We start from the raw sequence: 13,465 nt of genomic DNA, 5'->3' as shown, positions 1-13,465 counted from the left end.
CTCTTCATGACCTGGCCTTGGACTGCTGCTGTCAGGCATGGTGGACAGGCTATACAAGGACGTTTGCTCCGGTTGTAAGATCCGTTGATGTTTCAGGCGATTCCGGGCATAACGTGAACACAGATGGAAGCGATCGTCTGCGCTGATGTTATTTTCGGAAGGTGAGTACTCGGTAGAGTTTGGCCTTGCGAACGTAAAAAAATAAAAAAGAACTTGGGGAGTGGAACGCATGTCCAGCATTGAAAACAATGAAACACTTCGCGTGATTAACGAACGTCACGCTGTCAAAAAGTACGAAAGTGGTTTTGTTATGCCTGAAGCGGATCTGAACGCTATTCTGACTGCCGCTTCCGAAGCTCCGTCTTCATGGAACCTGCAACACTGGAAATTCCTCGTGATCGAATCCGAAGCAGACAAAGCCAAGTTGCTGCCAATCGCTTACGGCCAAAGTCAAATCACAGACAGCTCCGTTACGATCGCTGTACTCGGGGATCTGGAAGCGAACCGCAACGCCGTGATTTATGATCAGGCTGTTGAAGCGGGTGCAATCCCGGCTGAAGTTCGTGACGCATTGGTTGGACAGATCAATGGTGCTTACAAAAATCCGCAAATCGCCCGCGATGAAGCGATCCGCAATGCATCGTTTGCTTCACAGAACATTATGCTTGCTGCACGTTCCCTGGGATATGATACTTGCCCAATGGGTGGTTACAACCCGCAACAATTGATCGAAACGTTCAACATCCCTGCGCGTTATTTGCCAACGTTGTTGATCACTGTAGGTAAAGCTGCAGTTCCAGCTCGTCCGTCAGGTCGTTTCCCACTGTCTGAGGTTGTTGTTAAAGGTTCTTTCTAAGACTGATTTTGGATCAGTTATTGCTATAGGTATCAATAGATATAACATAAATAGCCGCATGTCCCCTCTAAAGGGAACATGCGGCTATTTGGTATTTAAATGATGAAGAAGGTCATTATTTCTCTGGTGTTTCCGGGATTTTCGGTGCATTGAAATCTTCCAGATACTCAATTGCGTTATACATCATAACCGCAGCTTCGGCGCGGGTAATCGTTTCCTTCGGATTGAAGTTGCCCTCTCCATCGAGCGTGTTAATCTTCAAGACAAGGGAGCGTTGAACAGCACCTTGAAATTCTGGAGTCAGCTCTTTATCGTCCGTGATATCTACAGGTTTGATGTTAATCATTGGCAAGCCACCTTTGGCTTCAATGCCCTGCATCAAGAAAAGGGTAAACTGTTCACGGGTCAATGCCTTGGAAGGGTCGATATCGTTGGTCATCTTAATACCATTGAACTGGGCACGGACAAAAGCATCACTGTACCATACGCCATCTTTTACGTTGGAAAAGTAGTCACTTGGCAGCGGCTGCTTGATAAAACGAATCGTGTCCAAATTCAGATTCAGACCATCTGCAATGAGCTGTATACCCTGAGCCGTGTTTAGCTCCTGTTCCGGTTTGAACAAGCTATCACTTACGCCTTTGATTAAACCATCCTGATGTAGGGATTCAATCTTATCTGCCCCTGCAATATCTTGAATATCAGTGAATTCCGCTTGAGCGGCATGAATCGGACCAGCGCTCAGAGATAAGGTAAGTAAAGCTCCGGCTGTTAATGTAGCCAATATATTTTTTTTCATATCAGATTCGCCTCACTTTTCCAGGGAGTATCCCTTTGTATAAAAGTTATTTGTCCCTATAGACGACCCTATTCCTCAAAAGGTTGCTGTAATTTTCCATTGTTTCTCCACGACATATTCCGTTGGAATATGTACAAAGGGAATGGACTATTGTAAGGCCTTACACTTTGTATTATCTTGAGGGTAGATAACCACTGAAGCAAAAGTCTGTGAATTGGGTAAGTACATAACAGTGGAATCAACTATTCGGGTTACAACTTCTTATAATTGCATGTAATTAGAGTGTGAGATCAATCATTTGAATCAATAAGGAGAGAATGAAACGATGGAACCAACAGCAACGAATGAAGTTTTTTTCTATACAGGTACTTATGCATCAGCAGATCAACCGGGGATTTTTCTATGTGCGTTGAACAAGGAAACAGGCGAGTTGCGGATTGTAAATCATATGGATGGGGTGGATAATCCGTCTTATCTTGCTTTATCTCCGGATGGGAATGGTCTGTACGTGGTAAGTGAGACGGATGAGGGAGAGGTGCTGGTCTATCGCAGGGATGCCGCAACGGGTGAGCTGCACTTGATGGATCGCAAATTGACGAAGGGCGCATCGCCTTGTTATGTATCTGTCACGGAGGATGGCGAGTGGGTGCTGACTTCAAACTACAGCAGCGGCAGTGTGAACGTATTTCCGGTAGGAGATCAAGGCACGCTTGAAGAGATGAGTGCGTTGATTGAGCATACCGGAAGAGGGCAAAATGATGACCGTCAGGAAGGGCCGCACGCCCACTCGATCCAACCAGACCCTTCAGGTCAGTATGCCGTTGTCTGTGATCTGGGTCTGGATCAGATTATTGTGTATCGTCAGGAAGAAGGTCGCCTGGTAACGCATCGTGAGATGAATCAGCCTCCAGGCTCCGGACCGAGACATCTCGTCTTCCACCCAAGCTCGAAATGGGCCTATGTGATTAATGAATTGAGTAACACCGTTACGGCATTCATGTATGATCAACGCAGAGGTGAGTTCACTACGTTGCAGCATATCACCACACTGCCTGAAGGACATTCTGATGAAGGTACGGGAGCGGATATCCGTGTCTCCCCATGTGGTCGCTTCCTGTATGCTTCCAATCGTGGGGACGACAGCATTGTGCTGTATCACATTGACCAGGAATCCGGTGAGCTGGAGGCTATAGAGTGGACTTCCACTATCGGTCAGACTCCGCGTAACTTCAACCTGCTTCCCGGTGGTATTCTGCTGGTGGCCAATCAGGACAGCAACAACCTGGTTGCTTTCCAGATCAATGGTGAAGATGGACGTCTAACACACAACGGATTCAAGCTGGAGATACCCCGCCCAGTGTGTATTGCTCCGGTAGTATAAGGTGGGATGACACAACATTCTTTGTTACGTTCAAATTCCGATCGAGCTTGTGAGAAAGAAGCATCCAAGTCGAAAGATTCATCTTTCGACTTTTTTCCTTTTTTTCATACATGAAATTACTAAATTAGACCTATAGATGGAATTATATGTTTAATTTAAAATGAATATATTAAAGCGCTTACATGGATGCGAGATGGCGCTACCAAGGGCATCGGGCTTACCAATTCGATTGGGGAGGCAATGGCTTTATGGGAAAACGATCGTTATGGAAGCGTACATTGCGGACCGCAGGTGTGTCACTGCTGAGTTCTGCGCTACTGGTTACTTCGCTGGGTCTTGGAGACACGTCAGTCACTCATGCTGCGGGTGCCCGTCAGATGGAGTTTCTGGACCGAGGTGTAGTTGCAGTGAAGACAGGCACAGGTGTGTTCGTTAGCTGGCGGCTTCTGGGTACGGAAGGGTCGAATGTATCGTTTAATGTCTATCGGGATGGAACCAAGGTAAACGCATCGCCCATAACGAACAGCACCAACCTCCAGGATACAAGCGGGACAAGCAGTTCCAAATATACGGTTCGAGCCGTAGTCAGTGGAACCGAACAGGCTGCTTCGACGGCAGCGAGCGTATGGGGAAATAATTATTTGTCTGTACCTCTCAGTGTACCCGCAGGAGGCACAACACCGGATGGTGTAGCCTACACGTACAGTGCCAATGATGCGAGTGCAGGCGATGTGGACGGGGACGGCGAGTATGAACTGATTGTAAAGTGGGACCCGTCCAACTCCAAGGATAATTCCCAAAGCGGCTACACGGGTGAAGTATTTATCGATGCCTACAAATTGAATGGAACGCGCTTATGGCGTATCAGTCTGGGTAAAAATATCCGTGCGGGTGCCCATTACACCCAGTTCATGGTGTACGATCTGGACGGAGACGGCAAGGCGGAAGTGGCGATGAAGACGGCTGATGGTACCAAGGATGGTACGGGCGTAGTCATCGGGGATGCCAGCAAGGATTATCGTAACTCCAGCGGATACGTTCTGTCCGGACCGGAGTTCCTTACGATCTTCAGTGGACAGACCGGCAAAGCACTTTCCACGGTGAACTACGAACCGGCGCGCGGTAATGTGTCCGATTGGGGAGACAACTATGGCAACCGGGTCGATCGGTTCCTTGCCGCGATTGCGTATTTGGATGGTGAGTGGCCAAGTCTGGTCATGGCGCGTGGATACTACACCCGAACCGTTCTGGTGGCGTACAACTGGCGGGATGGACAACTAGCCAAGCAGTGGACGTTTGACTCCAACACGTCAGGTAATTCAGGTTATGCAGGACAGGGCAACCATAATCTGAGCGTTGCAGACGTAGATGGCGATGGCAAAGACGAAATCGTTTACGGAGCGATGGCGGTGGATGATAACGGCAAAGGACTTTACACGACAGGGCTTCATCATGGGGATGCGATGCATCTAAGTGATCTGGACCCCGATCGTGCGGGACTTGAAGTATTCCAGGTGCATGAAACAGCGTCCAATGCCGGAGTGGAATTCCGTGATGCGCGTACAGGTCAGTTGATCTGGGGTATACCTACGACAAAAGATATTGGACGCGGCATGGCAGCCGATATCGATCCACGTTATAAGGGTGCCGAAGTGTGGGCAGATGGTGGTTTGTATACAGCCAAAGGGCAGAAAATTGGGACAACCCTGCCTTCCTCCACGAATTTTGGCATCTGGTGGGACGGTGACCTGCTCCGCGAGTTGCTGGACAGCAACAGGATTGATAAATGGGACTACGCCAATAGCAAAACGGTTAATCTGTTGACCGCATCCGGTGTTTCTTCCAATAATGGAACGAAATCCACACCGAATCTGCAGGCTGACCTGTTTGGCGACTGGAGAGAAGAAGTGGTATGGCGGACCAATGATAGCTCTGCACTGCGCATCTACACAACAACAGCCATTACGGACAAACGGATCTACACCCTGATGCATGATCCGGTATACCGTCTTGGCGTAGCTTGGCAAAATGTAGCCTATAACCAACCGCCACACACGGGCTTTTATTTGGGAGATGGCATGAGCACACCTCCCGTACCGAATATCCGGTACGCAGGCAAATAAGAGCGAAAGGGCATGAACTCATGCCAACCCCAGGAATGATGTTACAGCGAATAAAACTTACTGCTGATAAGGGAACAACGGACTTTGATTCGTTGTTCTTCTTTTTCTGCCATTTACACAGATATTCGGTAGAAATCGGAAAAAAACGTTTGACAGTCATATGTACTGCCCTTATGATACGTATATAACTCACTAAACAGGTAGGAATAATAAAAATGACCTTGCTCTATTTGCGGGAGCAGTCATTTACAGTCACATGAGAGATCGTAAACGTGAACAGAATAACGTTCTCACCGTATAGACGGAGGAACACCGCAGCGCATCATTTCTGGATGAAGCATACACGCCCTTTGGGTCGGCATGACTTTATGAGGGAGAAGTGCGCGGGGGTTCCTCCGTTTTTTGTTTTTTTTCGGTGCGTTCCATGCTGTTCAGCCTGCCTGGGGTAATCTTGCAGATCCATTCGGGGGGAGTGTTATCTATGAAAAAGAGAATTCATAAGGGTATTCTGGTTGGTCTGGCATTGGTGTTAACAGGGGTATTGGCGGCATGCGGATCGGATAGCGGTGGCACGAATACGGCAGGAACATCGGGGGGAACGGAAGGTGGCAAAGAAGGGGCAAAAGCGATCGAGCTGCTGAATGTATCCTATGATCCGACACGTGAACTCTATGAGCAATATAACAAGGCGTTTGCGGCGTATTGGCTGAAAGAGAAAGGTCAGGAAGTAACGGTTAAGCAGTCTCATGGTGGGTCAGGTAAACAAAGTCGTTCTGTTATCGATGGGCTGGACGCGGATGTGGTTACTCTGGCATTGGGATACGATATCGATGCTATTGAAGATAAAGGTCTGATCAATGCGGGTTGGCAGGACAAATACGAGCACAACAGCTCCCCGTATACTTCAACGATCGTATTTTTGGTACGCAAAGGCAATCCGAAAGGCATTAAGGACTGGGATGATCTCATCAAGGGAGATACCCAAGTCATTACCCCGAATCCAAAAACGTCCGGCGGGGCACGTTGGAACTATCTGGCGGCGTGGGGATATGCGCTCAAACATAACAACAATGATGAGGAGAAAGCCAAAGCGTTTGTTGCAGAGCTGTTCAAACATGCGCCTGTCCTTGACTCTGGAGCACGTGGGGCGACGACTACGTTTGTTGAGCGCGGTATTGGTGATGTACTGCTTGCATGGGAGAATGAGGCTTTCTTGTCAGTTAAAGAGTTGGGACCGGACAAATTCGATATTGTTGTGCCTTCGGTCAGTATTTTGGCTGAACCACCTGTAGCGATTGTAGATAAAAATGCAGACAAAAAAGGCAGCCGCGAAGTGGCTGATGCCTATCTGAAATATTTGTACAGCGAAGAGGGGCAAACCATTGCTGCCGAGAACTATTACCGTCCAACCCTGGACAGCGTAAAGGAAAAGTTCAAGGATCAGTTCCCGCAGCTTGAGCTGTTCACATTGAACGATGTATTTGGTACATGGCGCGATACCCAGGCCAAGCACTTTAATGACGGCGGTATCTTTGACCAGATTTATGTTCCGGGCAGCTAATGCATCTGACGTCGATGATGTTGCATGACCATGTAAGCGGCCAACCAGTCCGACCGACTGAAGGCAGAGAGGATGAACGTGCATGAGCAAGGTGATGGTGGCCCGGAGTCGCACACTACCGGGATTCGGATTAACGATGGGTTACAGTGTGCTTTACCTGAGCCTGGTTGTACTTATTCCACTCGCAGCGCTCTTGTTTAACTCGACGGGGCTGACCTGGTCCACACTGATTGAGGTGGCGACCAATCCCCGGGTACTGGCTTCTTTCCAGGTGAGTTTTCTGACTGCAGGTGCAGCCGCCCTGATCGATCTGGTCCTTGGGCTGCTCCTGGCTTGGGTACTTGTCCGGTATGAGTTCCCTGGAAAACGGCTGTTTGATGCCGTCATTGATCTGCCTTTTGCCTTGCCGACAGCAGTGGCGGGGGTTGCCTTAACGGCGCTGTATGCCGGGAATGGCTGGATTGGGCAGTTTGTGGAACCTCTGGGCATCAAGCTGGCCTATTCACAGGCGGGCATTACGCTCGCGCTGATGTTTATTGGGATTCCGTTTGTGGTGCGTACGGTGCAGCCGGTATTGCAGGAATTGGAGACCGAGGTGGAGGAAGCTGCGGCTACGCTCGGAGCGGGAAGATGGCGGATATTCCGAAAGATCCTGCTTCCGGATCTGATCCCGCCGCTGCTGACCGGTTTTGCGTTAGCCTTTGCCCGAGGTATTGGCGAATATGGTTCAGTGGTGTTTATCTCAGGCAATATGCCGATGAAAACGGAGATTGCGCCCCTGCTGATCATGGCGAAGCTGGAGCAGTTCGATTATGCGGGAGCTACGGCGGTAGCCTTGCTGCTGCTGCTGGTCTCTTTTGTCCTGCTCTTGATCATTAATTCACTTCAACGCTGGAGCCGTAAGGCAGGCAGAGCTTAGTGAGCAGTGAACCAACCTAAACCAAAAGGAGGTACAGAATATGGCGGGTTCCGTTCCATTAACGCCTGCTTCCCGTGTAAGAACCGGGCCGGGGCCAAACCGAGCAACGACGGAAGCACCGTGGGTTAAATGGTTGTTGATCGGGTTGGCAAGTCTGGTGCTGCTCTGGCTGCTCATCTTGCCGCTGGTGATCGTGCTGATGGAGGCGTTAAAACAAGGCTGGGGTGTCTATATCGCCGCGCTTACCGAGCCGGACGCGATGTCGGCATTGAAACTTACGCTGCTGGTTGCCGGAATCACCGTACCGCTCAATACGATATTTGGTGTGGCGGCTGCGTGGGTCATTACTAAGTTCCAATTCAGGGGCAAAGGACTCATGATCACCCTGATCGATCTTCCTTTTTCGATCTCGCCTGTGGTAGGCGGGTTGATCTTTGTCCTCGTCTTTGGGTCGAATGGATGGTTTGGACCTTGGCTGGCCGAGCATGATATCAAAATTATTTTTGCCCTGCCCGGCATTGTCATCGCAACTTTGTTCATTACGTTTCCCTTCGTTGCCAGAGAACTGATTCCGCTAATGGAAGATCAGGGCACGAGGGAAGAAGAAGCGGCGGTTACGCTTGGGGCCTCGGGGTGGCGGATTTTCTGGAATGTGACACTTCCCAACATCAAGTGGGGACTGCTGTATGGCATTATTCTGTGTAATGCGCGGGCGATGGGCGAGTTTGGGGCCGTGTCTGTTGTATCGGGACATATTCGCGGGGAGACTAACACCTTGCCGCTGCATGTCGAGATCCTGTATAACGAATATCAATTCTCCGCTTCGTTTGCCGTCGCCTCCTTGTTGCTGATTTTGGCTCTGGCAACGTTGCTGCTCAAGAGCTGGTTGGGTCATAAAACGATTCCCGAAAAGTGATGTAACACTTCTGTATCCATGCCGATCATCTTGGTTTTGAAGAGGGTTCCGAATGAAAATGAATTTTGTTTAAACTTCATGAAAATTCGGATTGACAGCTACTGGAAGCCCTGCTAATGTATAAACCAAGTATATAGGTTGGATAAGAATGAATTATAAGTCGGGTTGGATGACAGCGCACTTGAGGAATATAGCGGGCAGTAGCCCGAGAAGAGGAGGCGGCTCTATGGCTAAGCCGTTAAAAGTGGATGAGGTATGGATGGATCGAATTGCCGGACAACTGAATGACATGGAGTTTGGCTCATTACACATCGTTGTACACGAAGGCCAGATTGTGCAGATGGAGCGCACCGAACGCAAGCGTTTTGAAAATACGCCCTCCGGCAGCGCCTCCAAATCCGGCAGCACTGCACGAAGCAGCTCACCCCGTTCATTGCGCTCATCGAATGCAAGCGCGAAGGGATAGGCATCATGTAATCCAGGATTGAATTAGGCATAATGCAAAAAATAGTAGAAACCAAAAAGAGAAGCCGCCGATTTTGCGGGCTTCTCTTTTTGGTGTTGAATGAACTGAGTCTGATGATGCAGGCAAACCAAGTTAAAAGAAGGTTTATTTTTCGGAAATGGCTCCAGATGTGCGTGGTTTATAGAGGTTTAGCTCCATATCCAAGTTCTCATCCTCATGTGCTTCTGCACTGCTATTCAATTCCTTATCCGAATCGGTGTGTCCCGCATAGGGGCGATCACTGCGAGAAGGCGTTCCTGTCAGGCTGAAGCCAGAGATGAACAGAATGAGTTGCAATCCTAATGCGTAGGGAGCAGCAGCCAGTCCAATCAGATGAAGTAGGGAGCACATGGCAATTAGCGTAACAAGTGCTCTGGTTACTGTGCCCGATGAACCCTGTCTTGGACTGGACCAGAGCAGATAACCATAGAACACCGTGATGATCAAAGAAACGAAGCGTATCCATGGCAAAGCATTGAACCAGGAATGCCAGAAAGGATACAACAGACCTTGTTGACGAAACACAAAATCAGCGATCAGGTACAGTACAGCCGCGACAGCGGCAGGTTCAGCAGCTGGACGAATGACATTCCAGATTGATTTTCCCCAATGGTCAGGATGTGCGTATCGATTCAATTCATCAGACAATGCTGCACTCTCTCGTTCCAGAGCCCTGTGCATCAATGCGAGACGAGCGGGATCAACATCGATGATACAGCTGCGGATCTGATCCTGAAGCTGTGGAGACAGATGCACTGCGGCTTTGCAGGATAGCATGGCCGTTAATAATTCATGATGTTCATGTTCCGTAAGGGCAATATTCCGATGTTCTTTGGCTGTGAGTTGTCCCAATAGGGTTGTACTTATGTATAATGTATCTCGTATCGCGTGCATTCGTCTGTCACGGCTTCGTCTGACCTCAGTTGCTGACCATATGTAGAGTCCAAGCAGCACAGCGATCATTCCGAGTAGTACCGCCACGAAGCCCGGATATGAGAATAGAGCAAGCATCCAGCGTTGAAGCACAATGGTTCCTCCTTTGCAAAAACTGTAGTGTAGCATGAAACACGGTTCACATAAGCTTTCTCTCACTATTACACAGGAATTGCGTGAATTCAAGCAGGAACAGTAGGAATTTACTGTTATAAGAAGGACCTGAGCACCCAAGCAAAGAAGATGTAATTTCCATGAATTTTAAATTCTGCACATAATCATTGGTTTAATAGGAAAGGAGCATGATCTATGGACCAGATCCACATTGAACATACACCGCCCTCAGCAGCAGAATACCTAGCGTTACGGAAAAACGCAGGTCTTAGTGCGATGAGCAAGGAGGGGGCGGAGATTGGGCTGCCCAATAGTCTTTTTGTCGTATGTCTGCGTGAAGAAAATGAAATCGTAGGCATGGGCCGGGTCATCGGGGACGGAGGTTGCTTCTTTCAGGTGGTGGATATCGCCGTGCGCCCGGACCAGCAGGGAAGAGGATATGGCAAATTGATCATGAGCGAGATCATGAATTATTTGCGTGCACATGTGCCTGCTCGTGGTTTGGTTAGCCTGTTGGCTGATGTCCCTGCCGATCGTCTGTACGCTCAATTTGGCTTCACTTACACCAGTCCGAAATCGGAAGGTATGTGGTGGAGGCAAGGGGAATAGGGCAGGAATAAAGCGCAGTTCGTTGTAAAGTGAAATGAGGGAAGTATGTATAACCTCAAACTAATATGAAGTAATTGATGCTGAGCCGCATATGCGGCTTTTTTTAGTATGGAGTAAGAGCTGGAAGAGATTTTTTCACAATGGTTTACAAGTAGGTGAAGACGGTTTAAGATGGCGTGAGCCGTTTAAGGTATATAACAATGGGATTAAGTATTAAAATAACGGTAAGTTGACAAGATGATATCTACTGAAAAGAGGGATTTGATATGAAAGTTGCCATTTTTGGAGCAACCGGAGCGATTGGAAAGACGATACTGTGGGAGTTAATGGACCGTGGACATGAGGTAACGGCGATTGTTCGTGATCCTTCGAAGGTGGAGATGGAGCATGAGCGTTTGCGTGTGGTACAGGGGGATTTGCTTAACCCAGACCAGGTTGCCGATTTTACAGCAGGACAGGAAGCTGTTGTGAGTGCCTATGGACCGAAGTTTGGTGCGGAGGAAGAGATGCTGGAAGTTACACGTTCATTAATTGAGGGTGTTCGCCGTGCAAAAGCAGGACGTTTGGTTGTTGTTGGCGGAGCAGGAAGCTTGCTTACGGATTCTGGAGAAATGCTGATGGACACACCAGGATTCCCTGAAGAAGTTAAACCACTGGCGAAGGCTCATGTCGATGCGTATAACCTGATCGAGGCATCGGATATTAACTGGACTTACATGAGTCCTGCGGCTACGATCACAACAGGAAGACGGACAGGCCTATTCCGGGTTGGTATGAATCGTGTGATTACAGATGATCTTGGAGAGAGTTCGATTTCCGTTGGTGATTTTGCAGCGGCATTGGTGGATGAGCTGGACGATCCGCAATTTATTCAATCCCGCTTTACAGTAGGTTATTAAGGGTTGTAGGTAAGCTAGCAATATTTCTGTGAATTTCCGAAGAGACCCCCGGGGAGGGATGCGCGTTGTTTATCGTAACCGCTGAACAGATGAGAGCTGTGGATGAGCATACGATTCACAAGCTTGGCATTCCTGCTGCTAGTTTGATGGAAAATGCAGGAAGATTTATCGCCGAGGAAGTTATCCGGCTGTGCCGGGAAGACGATGCTAACCGCCGTTCGGAGCAGCATGGCTGCTGGAACAAAAACGGAAAGCGGGCGCACACCGGGCCGGGGGACCGGCCTGTTCATGGTGGCGACATCATCGCCGATCCGGCGCTCGTGATGGAGCAGCCCGGCGATCAGCAGTGGTACATGCTGATCGGCAAGGGTAATAATGGCGGCGACGGGCTGGTTGCGGCGCGCCATTTGGTTGAAGCGGGGCTCGGCGTGACTTTGGTTTACGCAGATGCGCCTGATGCGTTGCGGGGCGAAGCCGCAGTGCAGCGGGATGCCGCCGCGCAGCTCGGCATCCCTGCTCTGGTCCATGGGCGCGAAGCCGTGGACTTCAGCCGGTGCACAGGCATCGTAGATGCGCTACTGGGCACCGGCTCGCGTGGGGCGCCGCGTGGATCATACGCGGCGCTGATTGCGGCGGCGAACGACAGCGGCAAGCCGGTCGTGTCCGCCGATGTGCCAAGTGGGCTGAATGCCGACACCGGAGAGGTATATGAGCCCTGTATTCAAGCCCGGGTGACCGTATGTCTCGCGTTGCTTAAGCGCGGGTTGGTGCAGTACCCGGGCGCATCTGCGGCGGGGCGCATCGTGGTGCGCTCCATCGGCATTCCCGCGCGGCTTGCGCCGGAGCATGGCCCCTCGGTCCGTCTGCTGACGGAAGAGGTGCTGCGCAGTGCGCTGCGCGTGGACACGGGCCGTCTCCGGGCACCGGACGGCCACAAGGGCACCTACGGCCACGTGCTGCTGGCCGCAGGCAGTCTGCCGATGAGCGGCGCAGGCTTGCTCTCGGCCAAAGCCGCGCTGCGCGCTGGCTGCGGGCTCGCCACATGGGCGCTGCCAGCGGCACTGCTGCCGCATGTCATCGGCACCGTGCCCGAGCTCATGCTTGCTGCCGCCGCAGATGGCGACAGCGGCGAGTGGAACGCGGCTTCCGCAGACGCTGTGCTGCGTCTCGCGGAAAGCCGCGACGTGCTCGCGACCGGCCCGGGCCTCGGCCGCTTCAAAGGCGACACAGACTGGCTGCGCCGTCTGTGGCAACATTCGGATCGCCCGCTCGTCATCGACGCGGACGCCCTCAACATGCTGGCAGACGCTGGCCCAACAGCGCCTCGCGACTGGGGCAAACGAAGTGCGGCGACTATCCTGACGCCGCACCCCGGGGAGATGGGCCGACTGCTGGGCATGTCGACCCCCGAAGTGCAGCGTGACCGAATCGAACACGCTGCACGGTACGCCCGCGAGCAGGGCGTGACCCTGGTGCTCAAGGGAGCACGAACGGTCATCGCAACGCCATCCGGCGAGGCGTATATCAACACCACGGGGCACGCCGGCATGGCAACCGGCGGTGCAGGAGACGTATTGACCGGCATCATCGCCGGTCTGCTCGCCCAAGGGCTCAGCGCGGAGCAGGCTGCAGCCTTTGGCGTGTTCCTCCACGGCCAGGCAGGGGAGAGAGCCGCGCTGCTGCGCGGTGATCCGGCATCCCTGCTCGCCGGGGATATCGTGGATGCCCTATAAATCTCTGGCATGATTGGTGCAGCACTCTTGGTAAATCGTTACTTCATAAGCTGCATGTACACTGCTTTGAGCTCGTGTGATAGGTGCAGTTAGAGAGTACATATCCTTCATGTGCTG

Annotated in this window: 12 protein-coding genes; 10 read left to right on the top strand and 2 right to left on the bottom strand. The window is 51.0% G+C overall.

The features are described from left to right. Window positions 1-229 precede the first annotated feature (229 nt). Complete coding sequence (locus MHB84_RS10570; protein WP_076290610.1) at window positions 230-856, top strand: nitroreductase family protein; 627 nt, start codon at window positions 230-232, stop codon at window positions 854-856. Between the two features lie 115 nt (window positions 857-971). Here MHB84_RS10570 and MHB84_RS10565 read toward each other — a convergent pair whose 3' ends face one another. Beyond that, window positions 972-1,655 (bottom strand): S-layer homology domain-containing protein, encoded by a 684-nt coding sequence (locus tag MHB84_RS10565; protein ID WP_076290609.1) that lies wholly within the window; start codon window positions 1,653-1,655, stop codon window positions 972-974. 325 nt (window positions 1,656-1,980) lie between these two features. Between MHB84_RS10565 and MHB84_RS10560 the strand changes: the two genes are divergently transcribed. The 6 genes from MHB84_RS10560 to MHB84_RS10535 all read left to right on the top strand — a co-directional run bounded on the left by MHB84_RS10560 (window position 1,981) and on the right by MHB84_RS10535 (window position 9,021). Then, the gene (locus MHB84_RS10560; RefSeq protein WP_076290608.1) at window positions 1,981-3,036 is read left to right on the top strand and encodes a lactonase family protein; all 1,056 of its coding nucleotides are present in this window, start codon (window positions 1,981-1,983) and stop codon (window positions 3,034-3,036) included. 248 nt (window positions 3,037-3,284) lie between these two features. Then, a complete protein-coding gene (locus MHB84_RS10555; protein ID WP_083679018.1) occupies window positions 3,285-5,159 on the top strand; it encodes a rhamnogalacturonan lyase family protein in 1,875 nt (624 codons plus the stop codon). A gap of 481 nt (window positions 5,160-5,640) precedes the next feature. Next, window positions 5,641-6,720 (top strand): sulfate ABC transporter substrate-binding protein, encoded by a 1,080-nt coding sequence (locus MHB84_RS10550; protein WP_076290607.1) that lies wholly within the window; start codon window positions 5,641-5,643, stop codon window positions 6,718-6,720. Between the two features lie 82 nt (window positions 6,721-6,802). Further along, a complete protein-coding gene (cysT, locus tag MHB84_RS10545) occupies window positions 6,803-7,639 on the top strand; it encodes a sulfate ABC transporter permease subunit CysT (RefSeq protein WP_063566191.1) in 837 nt (278 codons plus the stop codon). Window positions 7,640-7,679: 40 nt separating this feature from the next. Continuing rightward, window positions 7,680-8,555 (top strand): sulfate ABC transporter permease subunit CysW, encoded by an 876-nt coding sequence (gene cysW, locus MHB84_RS10540; RefSeq protein ID WP_063566190.1) that lies wholly within the window; start codon window positions 7,680-7,682, stop codon window positions 8,553-8,555. Window positions 8,556-8,781: 226 nt separating this feature from the next. After that, window positions 8,782-9,021: a YezD family protein gene (locus MHB84_RS10535; protein ID WP_062322628.1), complete on the top strand. Its 240-nt coding sequence runs from the start codon at window positions 8,782-8,784 to the stop codon at window positions 9,019-9,021. 144 nt (window positions 9,022-9,165) lie between these two features. On the opposite strand, the gene MHB84_RS10530 is transcribed toward MHB84_RS10535, so the two are convergent. Beyond that, complete coding sequence (locus tag MHB84_RS10530; RefSeq protein WP_076290606.1) at window positions 9,166-10,086, bottom strand: hypothetical protein; 921 nt, start codon at window positions 10,084-10,086, stop codon at window positions 9,166-9,168. Between the two features lie 216 nt (window positions 10,087-10,302). Between MHB84_RS10530 and MHB84_RS10525 the strand changes: the two genes are divergently transcribed. The 3 genes from MHB84_RS10525 (at window position 10,303) to MHB84_RS10515 (ending at window position 13,348) form a co-directional block, all read left to right on the top strand. Then, a complete protein-coding gene (locus tag MHB84_RS10525; protein ID WP_076290605.1) occupies window positions 10,303-10,716 on the top strand; it encodes a GNAT family N-acetyltransferase in 414 nt (137 codons plus the stop codon). Between the two features lie 266 nt (window positions 10,717-10,982). Beyond that, window positions 10,983-11,615 carry an NAD(P)-dependent oxidoreductase gene (locus MHB84_RS10520; RefSeq protein WP_076290604.1) on the top strand — a complete coding sequence of 211 codons (633 nt, stop codon included), beginning with the start codon at window positions 10,983-10,985 and terminating at the stop codon, window positions 11,613-11,615. Between the two features lie 65 nt (window positions 11,616-11,680). Further along, a complete protein-coding gene (locus tag MHB84_RS10515) occupies window positions 11,681-13,348 on the top strand; it encodes a bifunctional ADP-dependent NAD(P)H-hydrate dehydratase/NAD(P)H-hydrate epimerase (RefSeq protein WP_076290603.1) in 1,668 nt (555 codons plus the stop codon). Window positions 13,349-13,465: the final 117 nt, after the last annotated feature.

Source organism: Paenibacillus sp. FSL F4-0087 (genome assembly GCF_038020215.1).
GTDB classification, from domain to species: domain Bacteria; phylum Bacillota; class Bacilli; order Paenibacillales; family Paenibacillaceae; genus Paenibacillus; species Paenibacillus taichungensis.
The sequence above is the reverse complement of the archived record's forward strand: the minus strand, read 5'-3'. Positions and strand labels throughout refer to the sequence as shown.

Excerpts from the sequence above, each read along its gene's own strand:
- MHB84_RS10570 (WP_076290610.1), top strand. The coding sequence starts at position 230 with ATGTCCAGCATTGAAAACAATGAAACACTTCGCGTGATTAACGAACGT.
- MHB84_RS10565 (WP_076290609.1), bottom strand. The coding sequence starts at position 1,655 with ATGAAAAAAAATATATTGGCTACATTAACAGCCGGAGCTTTACTTACC.
- MHB84_RS10560 (WP_076290608.1), top strand. The coding sequence starts at position 1,981 with ATGGAACCAACAGCAACGAATGAAGTTTTTTTCTATACAGGTACTTAT.
- MHB84_RS10555 (WP_083679018.1), top strand. The coding sequence starts at position 3,285 with ATGGGAAAACGATCGTTATGGAAGCGTACATTGCGGACCGCAGGTGTG.
- MHB84_RS10550 (WP_076290607.1), top strand. The coding sequence starts at position 5,641 with ATGAAAAAGAGAATTCATAAGGGTATTCTGGTTGGTCTGGCATTGGTG.
- cysT (WP_063566191.1), top strand. The coding sequence starts at position 6,803 with ATGAGCAAGGTGATGGTGGCCCGGAGTCGCACACTACCGGGATTCGGA.
- cysW (WP_063566190.1), top strand. The coding sequence starts at position 7,680 with ATGGCGGGTTCCGTTCCATTAACGCCTGCTTCCCGTGTAAGAACCGGG.
- MHB84_RS10535 (WP_062322628.1), top strand. The coding sequence starts at position 8,782 with ATGGCTAAGCCGTTAAAAGTGGATGAGGTATGGATGGATCGAATTGCC.
- MHB84_RS10525 (WP_076290605.1), top strand. The coding sequence starts at position 10,303 with ATGGACCAGATCCACATTGAACATACACCGCCCTCAGCAGCAGAATAC.
- MHB84_RS10520 (WP_076290604.1), top strand. The coding sequence starts at position 10,983 with ATGAAAGTTGCCATTTTTGGAGCAACCGGAGCGATTGGAAAGACGATA.